This is a genomic window from Sphingobacterium sp. UT-1RO-CII-1 (assembly GCF_026711005.1).
Lineage (GTDB): Bacteria > Bacteroidota > Bacteroidia > Sphingobacteriales > Sphingobacteriaceae > Sphingobacterium.
In genome coordinates this window covers 920,235-944,425 of record NZ_JAPPVJ010000001.1, presented here as the reverse complement: position 1 = coordinate 944,425, position 24,191 = coordinate 920,235, and the positions used below count along the sequence as shown (strand labels likewise).

At 35.8% G+C, this 24,191-nt stretch carries 16 protein-coding genes and 1 tRNA gene; 11 read left to right on the top strand and 6 right to left on the bottom strand.

Translation table 11 applies throughout. From position 1 onward, the window contains the following. The first annotated feature begins 143 nt into the window (after positions 1–143). From ORI89_RS03830 to ORI89_RS03815, 4 genes are all read left to right on the top strand, one after another. On the top strand, positions 144–3,317 hold the full coding sequence (locus ORI89_RS03830; protein ID WP_268229101.1) for a TonB-dependent receptor: 3,174 nt from the start codon (positions 144–146) through the stop codon (positions 3,315–3,317). A 12-nt stretch (positions 3,318–3,329) separates the two neighbouring features. Beyond that, complete coding sequence (locus ORI89_RS03825) at positions 3,330–4,856, top strand: RagB/SusD family nutrient uptake outer membrane protein (protein WP_268229100.1); 1,527 nt, start codon at positions 3,330–3,332, stop codon at positions 4,854–4,856. Positions 4,857–4,863: 7 nt separating this feature from the next. Next, the gene (locus tag ORI89_RS03820) at positions 4,864–5,544 is read left to right on the top strand and encodes a 3-keto-disaccharide hydrolase (RefSeq protein WP_268229099.1); all 681 of its coding nucleotides are present in this window, start codon (positions 4,864–4,866) and stop codon (positions 5,542–5,544) included. Between the two features lie 135 nt (positions 5,545–5,679). Continuing rightward, a complete protein-coding gene (locus tag ORI89_RS03815) occupies positions 5,680–7,188 on the top strand; it encodes a Gfo/Idh/MocA family protein (RefSeq protein WP_268229098.1) in 1,509 nt (502 codons plus the stop codon). 136 nt (positions 7,189–7,324) lie between these two features. Here the strand turns inward: ORI89_RS03815 and ORI89_RS03810 are convergent, their stop codons facing one another. Next, positions 7,325–7,930 carry a trimeric intracellular cation channel family protein gene (locus ORI89_RS03810; protein ID WP_268229097.1) on the bottom strand — a complete coding sequence of 202 codons (606 nt, stop codon included), beginning with the start codon at positions 7,928–7,930 and terminating at the stop codon, positions 7,325–7,327. Between the two features lie 595 nt (positions 7,931–8,525). Beyond that, on the bottom strand, positions 8,526–11,660 hold the full coding sequence (locus ORI89_RS03805) for a S41 family peptidase (RefSeq protein ID WP_268229096.1): 3,135 nt from the start codon (positions 11,658–11,660) through the stop codon (positions 8,526–8,528). A 236-nt stretch (positions 11,661–11,896) separates the two neighbouring features. Between ORI89_RS03805 and ORI89_RS03800 the strand changes: the two genes are divergently transcribed. Beyond that, a complete protein-coding gene (locus ORI89_RS03800; RefSeq protein ID WP_268229095.1) occupies positions 11,897–13,075 on the top strand; it encodes an MFS transporter in 1,179 nt (392 codons plus the stop codon). An 11-nt stretch (positions 13,076–13,086) separates the two neighbouring features. Here the strand turns inward: ORI89_RS03800 and ORI89_RS03795 are convergent, their stop codons facing one another. The 3 genes from ORI89_RS03795 to ORI89_RS03785 form a co-directional block, all read right to left on the bottom strand. Then, positions 13,087–14,472, bottom strand: coding sequence for an SLC13 family permease (locus tag ORI89_RS03795; protein WP_268229094.1), 1,386 nt, complete (start codon positions 14,470–14,472; stop codon positions 13,087–13,089). Between the two features lie 53 nt (positions 14,473–14,525). Beyond that, positions 14,526–16,034: a tagaturonate reductase gene (locus ORI89_RS03790; RefSeq protein ID WP_268229093.1), complete on the bottom strand. Its 1,509-nt coding sequence runs from the start codon at positions 16,032–16,034 to the stop codon at positions 14,526–14,528. A 257-nt stretch (positions 16,035–16,291) separates the two neighbouring features. Beyond that, positions 16,292–16,741 carry a GNAT family N-acetyltransferase gene (locus ORI89_RS03785; RefSeq protein WP_268229092.1) on the bottom strand — a complete coding sequence of 150 codons (450 nt, stop codon included), beginning with the start codon at positions 16,739–16,741 and terminating at the stop codon, positions 16,292–16,294. Between the two features lie 82 nt (positions 16,742–16,823). Here ORI89_RS03785 and pdxR point away from each other — a divergent pair, with 82 nt between their 5' ends. Both pdxR and ORI89_RS03775 read left to right on the top strand, forming a co-directional pair. Continuing rightward, entirely contained in the window at positions 16,824–18,272 is a 1,449-nt protein-coding gene (gene pdxR / locus ORI89_RS03780) for a MocR-like pyridoxine biosynthesis transcription factor PdxR (RefSeq protein ID WP_268229091.1), read from the top strand. Between the two features lie 120 nt (positions 18,273–18,392). Continuing rightward, positions 18,393–19,754, top strand: a complete 1,362-nt coding sequence (locus tag ORI89_RS03775; protein ID WP_268229090.1) for a Gfo/Idh/MocA family protein — start codon at positions 18,393–18,395, stop codon at positions 19,752–19,754. A 39-nt stretch (positions 19,755–19,793) separates the two neighbouring features. On the opposite strand, the gene ORI89_RS03770 is transcribed toward ORI89_RS03775, so the two are convergent. After that, a tRNA-Arg gene (locus ORI89_RS03770) sits at positions 19,794–19,865 on the bottom strand. Positions 19,866–20,076: 211 nt separating this feature from the next. On the opposite strand from ORI89_RS03770, the gene ORI89_RS03765 reads away from it, so the two are divergent. The 4 genes from ORI89_RS03765 to ORI89_RS03750 all read left to right on the top strand — a co-directional run bounded on the left by ORI89_RS03765 (position 20,077) and on the right by ORI89_RS03750 (position 24,161). Then, positions 20,077–20,709, top strand: a complete 633-nt coding sequence (locus tag ORI89_RS03765) for a peroxiredoxin (protein ID WP_268229089.1) — start codon at positions 20,077–20,079, stop codon at positions 20,707–20,709. Positions 20,710–20,809: 100 nt separating this feature from the next. Next, positions 20,810–21,124 (top strand): thioredoxin family protein, encoded by a 315-nt coding sequence (locus ORI89_RS03760; protein WP_268229088.1) that lies wholly within the window; start codon positions 20,810–20,812, stop codon positions 21,122–21,124. Continuing rightward, a complete protein-coding gene (locus ORI89_RS03755) occupies positions 21,105–21,362 on the top strand; it encodes a DUF6952 family protein (RefSeq protein WP_268229087.1) in 258 nt (85 codons plus the stop codon). Before ORI89_RS03760 ends, ORI89_RS03755 begins: the two co-directional genes overlap by 20 nt. A 369-nt stretch (positions 21,363–21,731) precedes the next feature. Beyond that, the gene (locus ORI89_RS03750; RefSeq protein ID WP_268229086.1) at positions 21,732–24,161 is read left to right on the top strand and encodes a PIG-L family deacetylase; all 2,430 of its coding nucleotides are present in this window, start codon (positions 21,732–21,734) and stop codon (positions 24,159–24,161) included. The last annotated feature ends 30 nt before the right edge of the window (positions 24,162–24,191 follow it).

Here is a 24,191-nt window from a genome sequence, read left to right as displayed (position 1 = left end):
AGTCAGGGTGTTGCAGCACCCTGACAGAAAAAAGCTCTAATTATATGAATAACACATAATTAAAACCTTATAACCCAAACAAATTTATGAAAATTCCTTTAAAATTAAGGCATTATAACTTTTTATTAAAGATAGTTCTACTCATGAAAGCCTTACTACTATTCGGTTTCATATCTGTATTGCAAGCCACCACAATTGCCGTCGGACAGAAAATTAATCTTATTCGTACAAATATCCACATTGAAAATGCCCTATTGGAAATCAGCAGGCAATCAGAAAAAGACTTAGTCTATAACTCACAAATTTTGAAAAATTTCGAAAAAAAATCTTTCAGAATTAAAAACACGAATTTAACTGAGGCTCTTGATATCGTATTGAAAAACCAACCTTTATCCTATGAAATTGTAAAAAACGCCATAGTTATTAAACCTAAAAAGTATATTAAAGCAAACTCTTATCACTCCACAACAATAGCTCCTCAACAACAAATATCTGGACGTATTACAGACATTCACAATCAACCTTTAGTGGGTGTGACAATTACTGTGAAAGATAGCCCTATAGCTACGACATCAGACACAAATGGTCATTACAAATTACTCATACCAAACACTGATAACTATCTGATATTTTCCATGATAGGATTCGAAAGCACTGAATTATCTATTGATGGGAGTTCCCAATTAAATGTTCAATTGAAAAGCTTGATAGGAGATCTTGAAGAAGTTGTAGTTATTGGGTATGGCTCCCAAACAAAACGAGAAATATCTGGCTCTGTAACTAATGTTCAGGAAAAAGACTTCAATAAAGGTGTTAACCGAAATGCTACAGACCTACTAAGGGGAAAAGTTGCAGGCCTCACCATAACTTCGGGCAGTGGAGATGTAAGTTCGGGAGAAACTATTAGACTACGAGGTACATCTTCGTTGACAGGAAGTAGCTCTCCTTTTGTTGTCATAGATGGTGTACCCGGTTTAAGTATAAACTCTGTTGCTCCCCAAGATATCGAATCAATTAGTGTTCTAAAAGATGCATCAGCATCAGCCATATATGGTTCGAGATCAGCAGGAGGGGTGATATTAATAACGACAAAGAAAGGTGTGTCATCAAATCCATTAGTAAACTATGACGGCTATATTGGAATAGACAATGTAAGCAACAAGCCCAAAATGCTATCTGCTAATAAATGGAGAGAATATGTAAAGAGCAATAATATAGATGTAGAAGGCATAGACAAAGGCGCAAATACTGATTGGTTTGATGAGATATTACGCACAGGTATATCGCACAACCATAGCCTCTCCCTCTCAGGAGGCGGAGATAACAGCTCATATCGTGGAGCCGCTAACTATTTAAATAGACAAGGTGTAGCTCTAGGGAACGACCTCTCAAGTTTAAATGGGCGTTTATCCTTTTCTCAAAAAACACTTAACAACAAAGTGGAGATATCTATGGTAGGGTCAATGACAGAAAGAGACTACAGTCCTACCGATGACCGTAATTTTGTTCTTGCTTACAATATGCTACCTGTGTGGCCTGTCAAAAATGATGACGGCTCTTGGTTTGACAGCCGCGGATATGATGAAGGTAACCCTGTTAGAAACTTAAGATTTAACAAAAGAGATAGTAAGGAGAGTTCTTATTATTTAAATAGCCAAATAAAAATAGACTTACTTAAAAACCTTGTCGCACGCATTAACGTAATGAAGGAACGCTCTTCCAATGATAATGGTAATTATAATCATTCAGAAACAGAGAGGGGCCGTGATGACCAAGGCTTTGCTTCCCGATCAGCCTCAACTAGCGACCGCAAACTTTTAGAAACCACTTTGGAATATAGCTTACGCACAGAAAATAGTCATAATATAAGTCTATTAACTGGATACTCATATGAAGACTATCATTATCAAAATTCAGGAGCTCAATCGAGGCAATTTGTAACCAACTTTTTTGACTATAATAACCTTGGAGCAGGAGAGATTCTTCGATCAGGAGATGTTTGGTCAGGAGCTAACATGCATAAACTAATCTCTTTTTTCGGTAGAGCAAACTATTCGTTCAAAGATCGTTACATACTCAGTACATCTTTACGTAGAGATGGCTCTTCTAAATTTGGTAAAAACAACAAATGGGGTCTATTTCCTTCCGTTTCTATGGCATGGAATATCATGCAAGAAGAATTCATAAGCAAAAACGTTATAAATGATTTAAAATTAAGAGTTGGTTACGGTGCAGTCGGCAATCAAGATGGTTTAAATCCCTATCAGACAATACAATTGTACGCACCAAGTGGTAGATATTATGATAATGGCACTTGGTATGAGTCCTACCGTATAGGACAAAATGCAAATCCTGACTTAAAATGGGAAGAAACCGCCATGTTCAATATCGGTCTTGACTATAGCTTAATTAATGGACGAATAAATGGTACTGTAGAATTTTATAATAAAAAAACTCGAGACCTTTTATATACATACCAAGTTCCCGTTCCTCCCTATCTTTATCCATCTATGATAGCCAACGTCGGCACAATGTCAAATAAAGGAGTAGAAGTATTGATTAATGGCGCTCCTATTTCAAATGAAAAATTCTCTTGGAACGTCTCTTTTAATTTTGCACACAATAAGAACAGGATTACTAAACTTTCTAATGAAAACTTCTCCACTTCATCAATAAAATTAGGAAGTGCATCTGTTAGAGGTGCAGCCCATACTACAACTCATATTATCGAGGAAGGGAGAGAAGTGGGTACATTCTTCGGGTGGCGCAACCTCGGCTTAGATGAAAACGGCAAATACATCATGGACGATATGATTGATGGAAAACCAGGTCTTACTGATGATGACAGGACTTACATAGGTTCTGCCCAGCCTAAATTTACATATGGGCTCAATAATAATTTTAGTTATAAAAATTTTGATTTCTCTTTCTTTCTTAGAGGTGTCTACGGCAACGATGTACTCAATTTTTCTAGGATGGCATATGCAACAACCCAGTGGTTACCTGGTGGAAACGTATTAGAAGAGGCTCTTACAAACGGGTTAACAGATAATCCAAAATACAGCAGCTATAACTTAGAAAAAGGGTCATTCTTGCGACTAGACAACGCATCATTAGGTTATAATTTTAAAATACACTCTATAAAACACATAAAAGCTTTACGACTTTATGTTAATGCACAAAACCTTTTTATTATTACTAACTACAAAGGTTTAGATCCAGAGGTCAATATGGGCGGGTTATCTCCAGGAATGGAAAGCAGAAACTATTATCCTAAATCCAAAACATTTTCTTTCGGAGCCAATATCACATTTTAAATTATGAGTATTATGAAAAAAATAATTTCAATATTTCTATTTACACTATCCCTGGGCAGTTGTACAAACCTAGATGAGGAGCTATATGACAAACTCCCTGTTGAAGAATTTGGACAAAGTGAAAAAGAAATAAATTCATTAATTGCCCCTATCTACAGAACACTAAAACCCATATGGAGCCCTGCCTACTTTTGCATGGTAGAAGGCTCTTCGGATATGGCAATTACTCCAACACGCAAAGGTGGTGACGGTTGGGAGGGTGGACTTTTTAAAGAATTTCGATTTGGTTCATGGACATCAGGCAATCGCTATATAACCGATTCATATAATAGTATGATGACTGGAGTTTCGACATGTAATCAAATTATTAATATGATTGAAAACAATGAAGGTGTAAAAAATAAAGAACAAACGCTTGCTGAAATTCGTGCCGTCCGTGCTTTATGGTATTATTTCCTAATTGACAACTATGGAAATGTACCTATCGTAACAGACTTTACTACTTTAGAAAAGCCAAGTACTTCTCAAAGGAAAGATGTATATGAGTTTATAATTCGTGAATTACTAGCTGTCAAAGACTTACTTAGAGAAGACGTTTCAAGTGCCAGCTATGGTAAAATGACAAAGGGTGCTGCTTTGACTCTACTTGCTAAAATGTATTTAAATGCCTCCATATGGAATCCTACAGGAGGAACTAAATGGGAAGAAGTAATAAAAACATGCGACGAAGTTTTAAAACTGGATTATATTTTAGAGCCCGATTGGAAAAAAAACTTCTTAGTCCATAATGAAACTTCTAAAGAAATCATTTTTCCAATTGTATTCAGCACTGTAGATGGGGGTAACATAATGTTGCAACATACTTTACATTATTTAAGTAATGCGGCTCTAGGATTAAGCACAACAGGATTTAATGGTATCAATGCAATGCCTAACTATGTACATGAGTTTGATGATGATGACCGACGCAAGGCATGGTCATTCCTAACAGGACCTATGTATAACCCAAACAATGGCGAGCTACTAATTACTGCTCATGGGCGTCCGCTGATTCACCATGTCGATTTTACATTTAAATATAGTGTTGACGCCGAAGGTTGGGGGCAAGTAGAGCAGGAAGATGGTGCTAGGTGTTATAAATGGGAGTTCGAAAAGGGAGTTAATGGTCACATGGAAAACGATTATGCAATATTTAGGTTAGCAGATATTTACCTTATGAAAGCAGAAGCTCTTATACGGTCTGGTCGTGACGAGCAAGAAGCTACGGCTTTAGTAAACAACATCCGAAAAAGAGCTTTTATTAATGAAGACAAACTATTAACCTCAGTCACTCTACAGGACATATATAAAGAAAGACGGTTTGAATTTGCTTGGGAGCTATTTAGTCGTCAAGATATGATCCGATTTGGTACATTCTTAGAGCCTATTTCTGGCCCTATTGGTCGTAAAGCGATCCCTGCTAGCAGACTTATTTACCCTATACCACGAACAGCAATAGACGCGAATCCAAAACTAACTCAAAACCCAGATTATCAATAAATAAAAAATGAAAAAAAAATATTATATCAAAACTATAATAACTCTTATCAGTTGCATTCTTTTGACAAGCCATAGCACACGACATAAAGAAGAGTGGATAGATTTAATCCAAAATAATTCAACCGAAGGCTGGCACAAGTATCTTGGAGGGAAAGACACTGGATGGGAAGTAAAGAATAAAGTTCTATTTACAAAAGGAAAAAATGGAGACATCGTCACTGATCTTATTTTCGAAAACTTTGAACTCGTTTTAGAATGGAAGATAGAGAAAGGTGGCAATAGCGGTGTGTTTATAAATGTCGTTGAAAGCCCTGAACACAAAAGAATGTACGAAACAGGTCCTGAATTCCAAATTATTGACAATATAAATTATCCCCAAAAACTAACAGAAGAACAGAAAGTGGGCGCTTTATCCGATGTTAAAGCACCTGTTAATGCTATTCCTAAAAGCGTTGGTCAATGGAACTTAACAAAGATTATTGTAAATAATGGCCATATTGAACATTGGTTAAATGGAAAAAAAATACTGCAATATACTTTAGACTCAGAAGAGTTACGGGAAGAAATAAACAAAAGTAAATTTGCAGGACTTCCTTATGCAAAAGCTAAATCTGGACGAATTGGACTACAAGATCACGGAGATCCTGTTTATTACAGAAATATTAAAATAAGAATAATCAATAAATAATAACAACACTATTTTTAGATTAATTTTATTAAAAACAACAGTTCTATTGGCTGCAAACGATAGAAATATATAAGCACAAATAAAAAAGTAAATCTCATATACTGTTTAATTCATATAAAGTATAATAACACTAAGATGAAAAATTTTTCAAGACGTAAATTTATAAAAAACACAGGGGTATTAACAGGCTTTACGATTGTACAAAGTCACGTTCTGGGGAAAACTCTAGGACACATTGCCCCGAGTGACAAGCTAAATATTGCTGGCGTTGGTATTGGAGGGGTTGGGAGAAGAAATCTTGCCAATATGAAAACTGAAAACATTGTTGCCTTGTGTGATGTAGACTGGAAATATGCAAATAAAACCTTCAATGATTACCCCTCAGCTAGTAAGTTTAAAGATTGGCGAGATATGTTTGATAAAATGGGAAATTCCATTGATGCCATTATGGTCGCAACACCTGATCACACACATGCTGGCGTAACCGCACATGCTATTACATTAGGGAAACATTGCTTCACACAAAAGCCGATGACTCACTCGGTATACGAGTCACGCCTTTTAACTGAATTAGCAAGAGAGTATAAGGTAGCTACACAAATGGGCAACCAAGGAAATTCATTTGATTGGTGCCGCGAAATTGCAGAGTGGATACAAGCAGGTACTATTGGCGAAGTGTATGAGGTCCATTGTTGGACAGATAGACCCATCTGGCCACAAGGGCTGATGAAGCCTTCTTCTGGCATGACAATTCCACCAGAGCTCGACTGGAATCTTTTTCTCGGTCCAGCAAAGAATCGTCCTTACCATGAAGTGTTTACACCATGGAATTGGAGAGGGTGGTGGGACTTTGGGACAGGAGCATTAGGTGATATGGCATGTCACATAATGGATCCTATTTACTGGGCGCTAGATTTAAAATATCCAAGCAAAGTTTCCGGAAGTTCGACGCTAAGTAATTTATACTCACCTCCACATGCACAGATGGTCGAATATACATTCCCTGCTAGGCCTAAAAAGGGTTCTGTAAAAATGCCAGAAGTAAAGGTTGTTTGGTACGATGGCGGTCTTTTACCTCCGCGGCCGGCCGAACTTGAGGATGGAGACATGATGGGAGATACTAACGGAGGTATAATTTTCATAGGTACAAAGGGTAAGATCATGACAGGATGCTATGGCATGGAAGCCACTTTATTGCCAAAACATAAAATGAAAGACTTTAAAAAACCTACGCCTTGGATCCCCAGAGTTAAAGGAGGAAATGGCGATATTTGGAAAAGTAACGCTCACGAACAAGACTGGATTAGAGCCTGTAAAGAAAATCCTGAAAATCGAACAGAATCTACTTCTCATTTCGGCTTTTCCGGACCATTCAACGAAATGGTTGTTATGGGTGTTCTTGCGGTACGACTTCAGGCATTAAACAGAACCCTAAAATGGGATGGCGACCGAATGGAGTTTACTAACATATCACCAAATGACAACATCAAAATAGTGTCTATTGACGAGTTTAGTGTTACGGATGGCCACCCAAGATTTAATCGACAGTTTGAAGAAATGAATGCTTATGAAGCATCTAATGAGTGGATTAAACATACTTATCATAATGGGTTCACACTACCCCCTATGCCTAAAAGTCAATAAATATATTTTTGAAATATACCTCCATGAATATTTATATAAATATTCATGGAGGTAAAAAAATTACATTATGAAGAAGAGGTGTTTTTATTATACTAGCATTCTAAATATACTTAGTAGAACTAAGTAGCTAAAGATATTACTCCCCCTTTATCTGCGGTAATGACCATTGAAAATAAACAGACAACAACCTTATCCCGATAATAGTTAAAATTGTACAGATAAAAACCGCATCCTGGGAAAATGAGAAAAATTGAAATAAATAAAAACTTGCTCCGCCAACGATACAAGCGGTGGCATAAACTTCCTTTCTAAAAACTACAGGGACTTGGTTACACAATATGTCCCTTATAACACCACCAAAACAAGCTGTCACCGTACCCAATAATATACATACCAAAGGGTGTAAATCAATCATAATTCCTTTTTGTATCCCTATCAACGTAAAAATGCCAATCCCAATTGTATCAAAAAGCATTAATGAAACACGAAGCTCATTTAGCCACTTTCTAAATATAACCGTAATAATAACAGACCCAATAACGAAATAAAAATTCTGAAGATCTTTCAGCCAGGTAACAGGTGTATTACCTATTAAAACGTCTCGAAGTGTTCCGCCGCCCAATGCTGTAGCTATTGCAATAATAGTAATGCCAAAAATATCCATCCGTTTCTCAATTGCTGTCAATGTTCCTGAAACAGCAAAAGCTACCGTACCTATTATATCTAAAACTGAAAACAACATATATTATACCTTATAAACAAAACGAATCTTACTTAATAAACCACTCTTATCTATATAATTCTTGGTAAGTCCCAAAAAGCGCTCAATATACTATTAAAACTAACATTTATAGGCATATAAGCCACAACATATAAATTCATTTCGAAGATTTTACACCTTTAAAACAATCATCTTTTTTACAAACAAAATTCTTTAAACATAAAGCCCTAATAACCAAACTACAAAACAACAAAAACTGTAATTAACACCCCTAGCTCTATTAAAAAAAAGAAACTTACGGTTTCCCGTAATCAATAAAATAACATACTATATACCTTTGGTAATTGAAACAAGGCCTTTATGCTTAACGACGACCAACAAGAACATAAGCGATATTTTAGCACATAATGTTCCACGGGAAAAATATAAGGTCATTATTAAATTAGCACACAAAAACGAATACGGTTAACTAACCAATCTAATGAACGATAAAACCTCTTCGCACGAAGAGGTTTTTTTTATTAGAATAGTTTAATATCCTATAGTCATTAAAAGCTTCATCTACACATTTACATATTAAGATGTACATAATAGATGAAGCTTAAGTAATCACATATTATCTTATATCCTTTAATATCTCTTGTATAGCCCGCTCTAATTGAGGATCCTTATCCGCCAACCTATCCGCTATTGTGTTTTTAACGTTAATATCCGGCGCAACACCTGTCAACTCTAAATTATCCCCCTCTAAAGTATAGCAACCCCAAGCGGGTACACGATAGTTAGACCCATCAACCAATCCTTTGGCTGATGTAAAAATAATCCATCGATAAGTTTCTGTTCCAATAATTTTGCCCAACTTCAGCGCTTTAAAACCTGCTGCTGTCATCTCGGCGTCACTTAAAGACTGTTCATTAATAAGTAACACAATGGGTTTATTTGCTGGAGCAAAATTACTTTGAGGAGCCCGCTTACCTCCGCGATACTGCCATTGTAAATAAGACCTTTGCGATAAAAAACGTAAAACTTCGTCATGTACATTCCCCCCTGTATTATATCGTAAATCTAAAATAATACCATCACTATTGTTTTCCTGCTCAGCCATGTCAATTAAAAAGCGCTCTAACTCATCTCCTCCCATATTTTTCATATGTGAATAAGCAATACGTTTTCCACTTAAGTCAGCAACTTTTTCCTTATTATTTCGAATCCAACTATCGTATAATAAATCTTTAAAATCATTACTGCTTTGCGTATGTAGGTTCACAACTTTCTCACTACCTCCTCTAACAATTGTTAATTGCAATTCTGATATTAAGGTAGGACTCATAAAGTAATAATCACGATCTATATTTTCTTCAACTTTAACGCCATTAACCGCAACAAGTCTATCACCAATCAGCAAGTCAACTCCTTTTCTTGTAGCAGGGCTATTTCTCACCAGATCAGCAATCTTATAGGGATCATCATTATCAAATACTACCCCTATTTCATTAGTTACATAATTAAAAGTTGATCGCTCTTCATCACCTGTAGAGGAAAACCCTAAATGCGAGGAATTAAGTTCTCCCAACATATCATTTAATAAAACACGTAAGTCAGAACGGCTATTAACAAAAGGTAAGTACTTCTCATAGCTTTTTTTAGTAGCAACCCAATCTAATCCATGAAAATTATCATCATAAAAATTTTCTTCTATACCTGCCCATGTTTCATAGAACATCTGTTCAAACTCTTGCTCTAAATTGCGACTAAACTTATGTTTCATCTCAATTTTATCCAGTTTATTAGATTCAATGTTATATTGTTGTACAGCTCCGCCGCTTAAAACATAAAATTTGCCATTTACTTCCTGTATCCCACTTAGCCATCCGTCAGCAACTTTTTCTGTTTTGCTTGACTCAAAAGGCTCACTAATGGTGCGGTAAAATGCACCTTTACCTTCATGATTAGAAAAATAAAAAGCATATGTTTTATTTCCCTTTATAAATACTTCTGGAGAAGACTGAGTACCAGCAGAAGGACTTACTTTTTCAGCCCGATCAAGTAAACCTATATGATCAATATACACCATCTTTTTTTTACCCTCTGTTTTTAAATCAACTTTGCCAGCCTTATTATGTGCTGTGTCTTTCTTTTCTTCAGAAAAAAGATCATCAAACTTAGTTGTTTTATAAGGCGCATCAAACTGTTGTAATGCTAAACGAAAAACACTAGAGTTTTGCATACCAGTAGGGTAGGAGGGTTTTGTACGGTTACTAGCAAAATAAATATATTTACCATCAGGGGACCAGACAGGAGAAGCTTCCGTAACGCCAGTATTTGTCAGATTTGTTGTTTTAGCACTAGCCACTTCGTAAATAAAAACATCTTGTTCAAAGTTTCGTATAGCTGTAAAAAGCACATAGGCTCCATCGGGCGAAAAAGATGGTTTAGAGTTTTGAAAACCCCATATTTCATCATTAACAATTGTTTCACTTTTAAATGTAAGTAAATCAAGGATACGAACCTCGTCACGTCCACTCAAATAAACTGCTTTAGTTTTTTCTGAATTAAAAGCTATATCCCGATTATTTCTTGCATCAGTTGTCAATTTATTAGGCTTGCCCTTTCCATCCGCCTGTTGCGTAAACCAATTTAGATAACCTAAATAAGTCTGATTGTATAAAAGTGTTTTATTATCTTTAAGCCACTTAACTTCCATAATGCGCTCTCCAGCACTTGGAATTTGCCTAATAAACTTACCTGCTATATCGCTAACAAAAAGCTCCCCCCTTACGATAAAAGCCATCTTTTTACCATCGGGCGAAATATCAAAACCACTTATCTTACCCGCAATATCATACTCTTTTTCCTTATTCAAAACCTGATTACGTCCTAAAGTGATGGGTATTTTCTTACTCTCACCACTCGACACATCATAACTGTAAATTTCATAACCTTTCTCAAAAACAACATAATTACCATTTGCAGAAACTACTGGTCGCTTAATAGATTCATTAAATTGAGTCAAGGCAGTTTTTTTACCATCAACAAAACTATACAGGTTATATTCATCATTCCCTTCATCAGAAACAAAATAAACTTTACCCGATCGATCGATACTTTGCCAAAAATCCTTTCCCTCATAATCAGTATACGTTTTAAAAGTTTTAGTCCGAGCATTATATCCTATAATATCCGGATTAAACGCTCCTTTATAACGCTTTCTATTAGCTGAAGAGTAGCTCTCCCAAGAGTCATTAAATAAAAGCTCCCCTGATGGCGCTTCGACAACCCCATGAATAAAATTAAAATAATGTGGAAAAAGCCGTTTGGCAGTCCCCCCATCTTTAGAAACCATATAACTACTGAAACGATTGTAACGAGAGGAGGTAAAATATATTTCATTACTATCCCAACTCCAACTATCAACATGATCAGCACCTTCATGATGAGTCAATTGCGTTATATCTCCCCCTTCTAACGGCATCACATAAACATCCAAATTCCCGTTCTGAGACGACGAAAAAGCTAACCATTTTCCATCCGGTGATATACGAGGCGCAATTTCTCTACCAGTCATAGCTGTTAATCTAAACGCTTGACCACCTACAGTAGGTACTTTCCACAAATCTCCTTCATAACTAAACACAAGGGTTTTTCCATCAGGACTTAACGTGGGATAAGATAAAAATGATGGCTCTTGGGCTTTAGCAAATAAAACATAACAAAACACCATAGCCAATGATAATAAAGCGGTTCTAAACATAATGGTTATTTATATTAATAATAGAAGACCAAATTACACATTCACATTTAATCTTCACACATAACGTAGTGTAAATATGCTGTTGCCCTTAGCTTTTCCACGGCTACGAAACAAACCTCATAAGAAAGCTACCCTATAATAACTTTATAAATAAGCATATCTCTCAAGTAATCGATCTGTCTTTTTCAGTTTTATTTATTCTATCTTTGCACCAAGATCTTCCTAAAAAATAAGCTATGAAAAAAACTTCGATTAGCACAACTACTGACAATAAAAATAGAATCCGTCTGGCCGTTTCTCTCTTCTATTTTGGCCAAGGTCTTGCTTTTGCTTCATGGGCTAGTCGTATACCACATATTAAAACTGCTCTAAATTTATCGGAAGCACAATTAGGGACAGTTTTGCTCATGCTGCCTATAGGTCAATTATTAACTATGCCAATTTCTGGAAAATTAGTAAGCAAATATGGCAGTGAAAAAGTTATGCCCATAGTGGCTGTTCTTTACGGTATAGTACTCTGCTCCATAGCTTTTGCAACCAATGCTTGGGAACTGGGCATTGTACTTTTACTTTTCGGCATTACTGGCAATATGTGTAATATCGCCATCAATACACAGGGGGTTCTGGCCGAAAAACTCTTCGAACGATCCATTATGTCATCTTTTCATGGAGCCTGGAGTGTTGCTGGCTTTACAGGAGCCCTTGTTGGTTTACTAACAACAAACCTAAACCTTACAATAGTCACTCACTTCTTTATTATATTCTCTTTACTAATCCTTAACATTATAATCAACAAGAAGTATTTAATATCTTCTGGAACAAACGTATCTGATGAAAAATCATTCAAATTTCAACCTGATCGCCTATTAATAAGTTTAGGGATTATCGGTTTTTGCAGTATGGCTACAGAAGGTGCCATGTTTGACTGGAGCGGAGTATACTTTAACGACATAGTCAAAGCTCCTGCTAGCCTTATCGTCTTAGGATATGCCTCTTTTATGATTATGATGGCTACAGGGAGATTTATAGGAGATAAAGTAATAGCTAAATATGGTCGCCAACGTACCCTTCAAGGCAGCGGCATTTTAATGTTTATTGGTATGATGCTCTCCGTTATATTTCCTAATTTATGGACCTCAACCCTTGGTTTTATGCTAGTGGGATTAGGCGTGGCCTGTAATGTTCCTACTATTTATTCTGTTGCTGGAAAACATCCTTCCATTTCATCTGGTATTGCACTAGCTATGGTGTCTAGCATAAGCTATCTGGGCTTTTTAATGGGACCTCCGTTAATCGGTTATATCGCTGAATTATTAAGTTTACGCTACTCATTTGCAATTTTTGCATGCTTCGGTCTACTTATGTTCATAATGACAAGCAGGATGGCTGTTTTTAAAACACACAAAAACAATTAACATTGTTTCTCCTACACAATTAGCCAACTTCCCGCAAATGAGACAAATAAATAAATCACAATAATTGATATAATATTTAACCAAAATCCCGTACGCATCATATCTTTCAGGTTTAGATAGCCCGAGCTGAAAACTATCGCATTAGGTGGAGTAGCTACAGGAAGCATAAATGCACAAGAGCAAGCTAAGGTTGCCCCTACTAAGAGGGCTATGACATCCAGTTCAAGTACTGTACCTAAAGCAATCAAAACAGGCAGCATCATACTCGCAGTTGCAGTATTAGAAGTAATTTCTGTTAAAAAATTAATACTAGCAATAACTACTAAAACAAACAAAAATGAAGGTAAAATACGAGCTCCATTTAAGCTTTCTCCAATCCAAACTGTTAAATCAGTTGCAGAAAACCCGTTAGCTATAGCCAGACCTGCACCAAATATAAGTAAAACTCCCCACGGTAAACTTTTAGCAACCTCCCAATTCATCAAACGCTCTCTGGCGGAACGCCCCGAGGGAATTAAAAACAAAAGAAGAGCCCCTGTAATAGCAATAATAGTATCATCAAGTTTAGGTACAAATTTAACCCATATAAATGAACGTGTAACCCACATAAACGCAACAAACAAAAACACATAAAGCACCCTTTTTTCAGCTTCACTAATAGGGGGGAGAGGTTCAATCACTAAAAGTTTATTTAAAGCCAACTTATCTTCCTTATAATGGGTTAAATACAACCAGGTTATGAATAACAAAACACAACTTAAGGGAAAGGCGAATAACATCCATCCTACAAAAGTAATTTCTATACCTAAACTACTTTGCACAATACCTGCCAAAATAATATTAGGTGGAGAACCAATTAACGTAGACATACCACCTATAGATGCCCCATATGCGACTGAAAGCATAAGGTTCTTCGAAAAAGGTTGCCTGTTTTTAAAGTGCTCAATGACGGAGGTCCCTATAGGCAATAACATAATAGCGGTAGCTGTGTTTGATAACCACATGGAAAGAAACGCAGTCGCTAAAAGAAAACCGAGTATAACCATTTTCTCACTTGTACCAGTTAACCTTATGATACTAAAAGCAATTCTTTTATGTAGATTCCACTTTTGAATAGCCAGTCCCAATATAAAACCTCCCATAAAAAGGTAAATAAATGGATGACCATAAGAAGCCGTAACATCTTCAATTCGCAAAGCTCCCGACAACGGAAAAATAATAATAGGTAGTAATGAAGTAATCGCCAAATCCAACGCTTCTGCTATCCACCAATATGCGATCCATAAAGTGCTAGCTAATACCGCCTGCCCTTCTTCCGAAAGACCAGCAATGGGCACATTGTAAACGATAAAAAACAATAACGGTCCTATAAGAACGTGGATTCCTTTTTTACCCATAAATTACCTATTTTCTTTTATTATCGTATTTTTATCAGAAAAATAAAACTAGATTATTTGCTCCTCATCATCATTTCTAATGCTTCATGCATCCCCAAATCCCTTATATTTTTCAAGTTATATGTCACAGCCTCCAAAAAACCTTCATAAATAGATAGGTCTTCTCCCCACAAGTGATCATCAGTTAACACGTTTCTGGTTACTGTTAATGGATCCTTCCAATAATTAAATAATACTGACGCAAATTCATCCTGCAAAATAATTTTATGTTCTCCCACCATTCTGACATACTGTCCATCAATGTTTTCGGTATTCATAAAATTTAAATAAGCAGCAAAGCCACATGCTATATGATGTGGAACAACGGTTGATTTTTCATACCATTTTTTTAAGATAGGGATATTACGCATAGCCATCTTTGCGGTATAGTTCATCGAAATATTCTCCCAGCGATGCTCTAAATAGGGATTACTAAATCGATCAATGACATTTCTAGAAAACTCTTCAATATCACCTTTTGAAATAACCTCACCTTGAATAGCTAAACCAATTTCCTGGAACATAAGCTGCTCAACAAACATACGAAAGAGCCCTTCATCCATCGCCTCTTTAACCGTCTTAAAACCGGCACAAATAGCAACACCACAAGATAAAGTATGAGTACCATTCAATAAACGCAGCTTTATTTCCTTAAATTTGTCTATAGATGGGACTATTACGATATTTTCATCTGCCATAGCAAAAGACAATACTTCGCTTACCCGATCCGAATCGGCCTCAATAGCCCATAAACTAAAAGGCTCTGCCATAATCATCAACTTATCCTTATATCCTAGTTGACTTTCAATCTGCTTCTGATCTTCAGCAGGCAAGCGTCCTGGCACTATTCTATCAACCAATGTATTGCAAAAATCATTTGCATAATCCAACCAATGAATAAAACCATCTTCTAGCTTATTTTCTTTTGCTAAAGAATAAACAATACCTTTAAGCTTTGAACCATTATCTGTAATAAGTTCTGTCGGTAAAATAACTAAACCCTTATCTAGAGATCCGTTAAAATGCTTATACCGTTCGTACAATACAGACAATAGCTTCCCCGGAAACGTACTCGGCGGATTATCAGTTAAGACATCATTACCTCTTACTATACCCGCCTCCGTGGTATTAGATATTACAATCTGTAAATGAGGATTTTCAGCAACCTTGAGAATATCAGACCACTGCGTACTAGCTGCTAATACACGAGATATGGCATTGTTCACCATATATTTTGCAACTTTTTTGCCCTGGGAAATTCCTCTTATACAAAGTGTATATAAGCCATCTTGATCGGCAAAAGAGTCTGCTCCAGCTATGTCCGTAGACTTTACAACCACAATCCGTCCATTAAAAACACCTTGTTTATTTGCTTTATCTATATAGTAGTCAGGCAGTCCTCTGAGCAACACGCCTGTACCAAACTGTAGCACACGCTCAGGAAAGCCAAATGAACTTTGACTTGGTAATTGAATGCAATCGGCTTTAATATTAAAAACTTCAGCTTTAGAAAGAGTAAGCATAATTATAATTTAAATGTATGATTGTTAACAACAACAGCTGTTTTTTAGTAAAGGTTTTCGGCCATCATTCTATTTTTTTAAAATGATACCTCTAGTCAAAAATAGCCAATTTTTACTACAAGTAGTCCAAACTAAAGATCTAAATTATTTAAACCTTATTACATACCCTACTTATTCTTTTGGGCCGATCTTTCTTAACCTAAATACATCAAAAACACTAAGGCCTACTTTGTTGGCAGCCTTAGTGTTTTAGTAAGTTACTTAGCCCACCAATGATAGTAATTATGGAGCCCATCATATTCAAAATCACAACGAGGGTATAGACTGTTGCCTATAGCATTTGTTTTTTCTGTTTCAAGCATCAGACCACAGGCACCTGTTTCCCTAGCCCAATCTTTACTCCTTTCTATCAAGGCAAGAGACAATCCTTTCCCTCTATAGTCTGGATGCACAAACAAATCGCTCAACAACCATTGTTTTTCTAATTTTGTATAGTGAAAAAGCTTATAAAGCTGTACGAAGCCCACAGCCTTACCATCTCCTATAACTAAAAAAATATCAGATTCATTATTTACGAACCTTTCCCTCAAAAAACTCTTCCCTCTCTCCATATCGGATTCTTGCCGGTAAAATACCCGATACAAATCGAATAATGCCGCTGTCTCATCTAAATCCTCTAAACTCGCTTTTTTAATGCTATATACCATATGTTTTTTTATTAATGCTGCAAAAGTATTTCAAAATAGGGCTACATTTGGAGTCCAGTTTATCATTGTAGAGTAGTCCACTATGTTTCCTTTCGAAAACGTCATCCTAATTAACCGGGCAAGTAAAACGCCCATCTATAAACAAATAGCTTACGCTATAAGTAGTGCTATACAAAAAGGAGTACTACTGACCGGGACACAATTGCCCGGAAGTAGGGAATTAGCAAAAAAACTGGCTGTTCATCGAAAAACAGTAATAGCAGCTTATGATGAGCTTAATGCACAAAATTGGATCGATATCGTACCACGAAAACATGCTTACGTATCCGACAAAATTCCATTAATCACCATAAAACACCTAAACAAAGAAAAAGTCACATCCTCTTACGAGACTGATTTTTCACTACCATTCAAACAATTAAATGATGTATGCAAACCACAAACAAAGACTTTGCAACACCTTATTATTGACGATGGACACCCTGACGTACGACTATCTCCAATCGATGATTTATTAAAAAACTACCGATCACTTACTTCCAAAAAACACACAATAAAAAATGCACAAATAGGGGCAGATCAAGGTACAATAGAACTAAGAGAGCAAATAGTAACCTACCTTTCCGAAACACGAGGATTAAATATTTCAACAGATAATCTGCTGATAACCCATGGCGCACAAATGTGTATATACATTGTAACGCAATTAATCCTCAACAACAATTCAAACATCATTGTAGGTTATCCGAATTACCCTTTAGCCAACCAAACATTTAAAGAGTCAGGAGCTAATTTAATAGAAGTTCCAGTTGACGAATATGGCATTGATGTTACAGCGATAGAAAACATATGTAAAACTCAAAAAATAACAGCCGTTTATATTATACCACATCATCACTATCCGACTACTGTAACACTAAGTGCCGAAAGAAGAATAAAACTACTGGAATTATCGAAAGCGTATATGTTCACTATCATTGAAGATGATTATGACTATGAATACCATTATGACTCTTCCCCCTATCTGCCATTAGCAGGCTCTCCCCATATGGGAAATGTTATATATATAGGCTCTTTTTCAAAAATATTAGACCCCTCTCTGCGAATTGGTTTCTTGGTCGCACCTAACAATTTTGTAAGGAATTGCACAGCTATTCGCAAAACAATTGATGTAGGGGGGGATGGATATATGCAAAATGCATTAGCCACCCTAATCAAAGAGTCTGAGTTAAATCGACATATTAAAAAAGCTAAAAAAACATATCATCATAGAAGGGATTACTTACACAAAAAATTAAAAGAGAATTTAACTAAGTACATAGTATACACCCTACCTTCGGGAGGAATGGCTATCTGGATAACATTTTATCCCGAATACCCAATCAGCTTACTAACAGAAAACAAAAACCTAACAATTATAAGAGCTTATAAAGAATTTAATTCCTTTCGATTTGGTTTTGCATCAATGAATGAAAAAGAAATAGATGAACTTATCGAATTAATAAAAAATATACTAAAAACAAAAAACTAATGTATGTGTTTTATTAGTTAATTACATATTATGCCAATAAATTTTACGTAAGCCTTTGTCCTTGATTAAAGGATTATACTTATATTCAAGCTTAAATATACTTAAAAACTATATAAACCTATGATCAACTCAAACCTTAATCGTAGAAGATTTATAAGAAATACAAGCATAGCTTTAACCCTATCTGCTATTCATAATAGAGGTTTTAGTTTTTCAAAACGCATAGACAATCTCCGCGTAGGGTTAATCGGAGCTGGGTGGTATGGAAAAAATGACTTGCTTAGACTTTTACAAGTAAGCGATGCGAATGTTATTGCTATTTGTGATGTTGACCGTAATCATCTCGAAGAAGCAGGAAGATTAATCAGTCAAAAACAAGTTTCTGGTAAAGTCCCATTCTTATACGATGATTATAGAAAAATGCTAGCTAAACACCAATATGATTTAATCATTATTGGAACCCCCGATCATTGGCATGCCCGACAAGCAATTGACGCCATGAAAGCAGGAGCTCATCTCTATCTCCAAAAACCCGTAAGTATCGACGTATTAGAAGGAGAAGCTATAGTAGAGACTGCAAGAAAACTAAATAAGAAAGTGCAAGTGGGAACACAGAGAAGAAGCACCCCACACTTGATTAACGCTAAACATAAAATAATAGATAAGGGGTTGCTGGGTAAAATATCCCATGTCGAAATGTGCTGCTACTACCATATGCGCCAAAATGGGGATAGAACGGCACAACCAATTCCCCACTTTCTGGATTATGATATGTGGACAGGGCCTGCTCCATTTAGAGCTTATGATGGCCTTCCACATGGAGGTTGGTGGAGAACATTTATGGAGTATGGCAATGGTATTACCGGTGATATGTGTGTACATATGTTAGATACCGTCCGTTGGCTGTTGGGTTTAAGATGGCCAAAGCGCATTCATGCTACCGGGGGCATATATGTACAAAAAGGTGGCGTCTCCAATATTGCAGATACACAAACGGCTATATTTGAATTTGAAGAACTAAACTGCGTTTGGCAACACAGAACGTGGGGGAGCCCCACAGATCCGGAGTACCCTTGGGCATTTATAATTTATGGAGAAAAGGGTACACTTAAAGGCTCCGTCATGAAGTATGAGTTTCTACCCTTAAACAAAGACGAACCTATTAAAGAAAATGTATTGTATGAAACAGATAAATTCCCAGATGACGTAAATGAACCAAGAATAGAACTGCATACAGCCCCCGCCACACGTAGACATATGCTTGATTTACTATCCGCTATTAAAAACAATCATCTACCTACTGCAGATATAGAAGAAGGACACATTTCAACAGCAAGCTGTATACTCGCCAACCTTTCCATGCAACTAAATAGAGCACTAATGTATGATCCGCAAAAAAAGGTATGTATAGATGATCCAGAAGCAACAAAACTATTAAGAAGATCTTATCGCGCCAACTGGGAACACCCCTATAAAGGATAACTCAAGCAAAAGAGCAACTTTTTAAAAAGTTGCTCTTTGTAGCCCCGAGCAGAATCGAACTGCTATCAAATGTTTAGGAAACATCTATTCTATCCGTTGAACTACGGGGCCGTTGGCAAATGTATAAATTTTCAGCTAAGTTTTATCGATAAAAAACCAAATATTCAGCCCTATATCTTAGTATATAAGATGAATAAAAAATAATTTAATTTATATAGCAGCCATCAAAGTATAGATATAACCTATAACCAATAGTAAAATTTGATTATTTACTGACACTTAAAATTTGTACTTTTGTACTAGACAAAAAAGATAAATTATTATGAGTTTTACAGGTAAAAATTTCCCGAACATTACGGTTGATGCAATTGATTATTTAGGAGACAATTTTTCTATCAATATTTTTGAAAAAGCAAAAGCAGAAGGAAAAAAAGTTTTATTATTCTGGTACCCAAAAGATTTCACTTTTGTGTGCCCAACAGAATTACATGCGTTTCAAGAAGCAAAAGCAGAATTAGAAAAAAGAAACACGATTATTATCGGTGCGTCTTGTGACTCAGCAGAAGTTCACTTCGCATGGTTAAATACTGCAAAAGATAATGGTGGAATCGAAGGTGTGGAATACCCACTTATTGCTGACACAAACCGCAACTTATCCAGTGTTTTAGGAATCTTAGATGTTAAAGAAGTTGAACACGAAGAGTATGGTACATTAGTAGAAGGTTCTGCAGTAACCTACAGAGCTACGTACCTAATTGATGAAACTGGAAAAGTATTCCACGAATCAGTAAACGATATGCCCTTAGGACGTAATGTTAAAGAATATATTCGTTTGATTGACGCCTACACACACGTTCAAAAACACGGAGAAGTATGTCCAGCAAACTGGGAAGAAGGTAAAGAAGCAATGAATGCTACACGCGAAGGTGTTGCAAATTACTTATCTGCCAACTAATCCACATTTAAGGACGAGAACAAGCTTTTTACTAAATAAAAGCTTTATATAAACTTGAAAGGAGAGAGACTCTTTCTCTCCTTTCTTCAAATTTCAAAACATGTTACAAGAATTAGAACAAGATACATTACAAGATATTATCAGTAATGACGAAACTGTCATGGTACAATTTTCAGCATCATGGTGTGGAAACTGCCGGATCATGAAGCCTAGATTCAAAAAACTAGCTTCAGAAAATGAAAATGTATCATTTATCATCGTAGACGCAGAAAAATTTCCGGAGTCAAGAAAATTGGCAAATGTTAACAACCTACCAACCTTTGCTGCTTTTAAAAACGGAAAGCTAGTAAATCAAATACAAACAAACAAAATTGATGGAGTAATAGAACTATTAAATGAAGTTACCAGTAATTAAACATTTAGTCGAGTTCATCGAAAAAAACGATGTCGATTATATTTTAGAAACAATTGAAACTTTAGAAGCAATAACTGAAGCTCCTTCCTTAAAAGACGAAGAAATGGATGTTATAGGCGAACTTATTTCAAACTTATACGGCGCTGTTGAAGTTGATAAGTTGATAAAAGAAGGCGCCTCACAGAAAGATGCCCTAAATGGCTTCATGAAACGTGTATTAGGCTCAATAGATAAGTAAGAGTTGTATGACAACAATTTTTTTATTTTATACCGCACAAAGCCCAATGTTTATAACTTTTTAAATGTTGAAAATTAAATTTGAATATGTGGTGTTTTACTATTTAAAAATCATACTTTTACTTGTACTAAAGGTTACTATTTTTAAAACTATCTGCTGTTCAAATTGCACAACTTACGCAGTTAAAAGGATGAATTTGAAGTTTTAGACAAAGATTTTTAATTGTTGGTAAAAGGAATCAAATAATCATTTGATTCCTTTTATTGTTTTTAATAAAAAATATTCGCACAACATAGAACGTTCGAAGATCAAAATCGGATGCGTTATTATCAAAAACGTCTCGTAAAATTATCTTAATACCTATTCATCATGAAAAAAAACTTGATACTGATTTTTTTTCTGCCTTGGTTTTTTCAGCATTCTCTTGCACAATCCATAAATTCTGCAGAAATCTTACTACGTATGCAACGTCTAAATGTGTTAGGAAGTGTTTTATACTTTGCCGCACATCCCGATGACGAAAACACCAAACTGATAGCTTATTTAGCTTCAGAAAAAAAAGTCCAAACATCTTACCTATCACTTACCCGAGGCGATGGGGGTCAAAATTTAATTGGCAATGAGCTAGGTGTAGACTTGGGTCTCATTCGTACGCATGAATTATTACAAGCTAGAAAAATAGATCGTGGGGAACAATATTTCACCTCTGCTATAGATTTTGGTTTTTCTAAAACACATGAAGAAACCTTTCAATTCTGGAACAAAAATAAAGTTTTACGCGAGTCTGTATACCTCATTAGAAAATTACGTCCTGACATAATTATCACTCGCTTTCCCCCTGATCAACGTGGTGGACATGGACATCACCAAGCCTCTGCAATATTAGCGCAAGAAGCTTATTTAGCCGCAGCAGACCCTCATATGTTTCCCGAACAATTAAATGAGCTAAAGCCCTGGAAAGCAAAACGATTGATCTGGAATACGTCTACTTTTTTTAATATGGAGGGGGAAGATAAAGATCAGCTAAAAATAAATATTGGTCAGTACAATCCCCTATTAGGAAAATCATATGGAGAGATATCAGCTTTAAGCCGATCGCAGCATAAAAGTCAAGGCTTTGGCGCTGCAGCTAGCAATGGTGATTTTATAGAAAATTTTCAGCATGTTTTAGGAGATAAAGCTAATACAACACTATTTGATGATATAGATATTTCTTGGTCACGGATAGATAAAAGTGAAAGTGTACAAGACGCAATCACCAAACTATTGAACGATTATAATGCAAACCAGCCTGAACAATCCATAAAACAGCTTTCAAAAATATGGCATGAAATACAAAATATAGAAGATAATTATTGGCGAGAAAGAAAATTAAAAGAGGTAGAAGAACTTATAATTGCATGTTCAGGTATCAAAATAGAATCCATTAGCCCGCAATTGAAATATGTGCAAGGCGACAGTATCCACCTAGAAACAGAAATAATTGTTCGCAACACATCTATTACAGCTGATTTAATTAAAATAAACAACGATCCTATCAATCAAATTCTTCCAAAAAACAACCTTTACAAACACAAACACACGCTCTTTCACAAATCAACGACACAACCATATTGGCTAAAACTTCCAAACGACACAGGAAACTACCAAGTTTCTCCAGAGTTTTTTGGACAAGCTTTAAACCCTGATTTACCGACGACCACAATTAATTTTCAAATAGAAAACGTTCCGCTACAGGTCATACAAAACATATATTACAGACACGTAGATCCTGTTCAAGGAGAAATCCACACACCCATTGAAATTGTTCCAGCACTTACTGCTACAGTTGATAAAAACAATCTTCTCTTAGAATCTAATCAAACAAATAATTTCGAGCTAAATTTTCAAAACCATAGAAATGAAACCCAAGAAATACATATTGATATAGCCTCTACAACTGAAGATTGGACAATTTCTCCAAAAAAAATCACTTTAAATTTTCAAAAAGGTCAACCTTATCAGAGCAAAATAATATCAATAACTAACAATGCCGCAAAAGAACCCACTCAATTAACTTTTTCATATAAGAACAAGCTTATTACTTCATTTCGTGAAATTGCATACGAACACATTAACAAACAAACCTGGTTTCCTCCTTTACAGATAAAAGCAGAGCCGATCGTTTTAAATAACCCTGTAAAACGTGTCGGATATATAATGGGAGCAGGCGATCTCGTCCCTGAGGCATTACGCCTACTTGGCATACAAGTTGACATCCTAGATGTAGGTAAAATAACATTAGAAACCTTAAATCAATATGATGCTATTGTATTTGGAATAAGAGTGATGAATACCAATAAACAAATACCACAAAAACTCCCCCTTATATACGATTATGTAAAAAAAGGTGGTGTTGTAGTCATGCAATACAACGTAAACTCAGGCTTAGTCGTGGAGCAATTTGCACCGATTCCTTTCGAAATAACTCGCAACCGAGTAACAGAAGAAGATGCTAAAGTTCAATTCTTAAATGCTGATGACCCTGTATTAAATTATCCCAATAAAATAACAGAAAAAGACTTTGAAAACTGGATTCAGGAACGGGGTCTATACTTTATTGAAACCCAAAATAAAAATTATCGAACCCCTATAGCAATGAATGATAAAAATGAAGCTCCACATAAAGGTGCTTTACTGGTCTGTAGAATGGGAGAGGGCAAGTTTGTTTATACCTCACTATCATTTTTCAGACAATTGCCGGCAGGAATTGCAGGAGCTAATAGATTATTTGTAAATTTGTTAACAAAGGAAAATTAAGTATTATAATATAAAATGGAAAATCAAGTA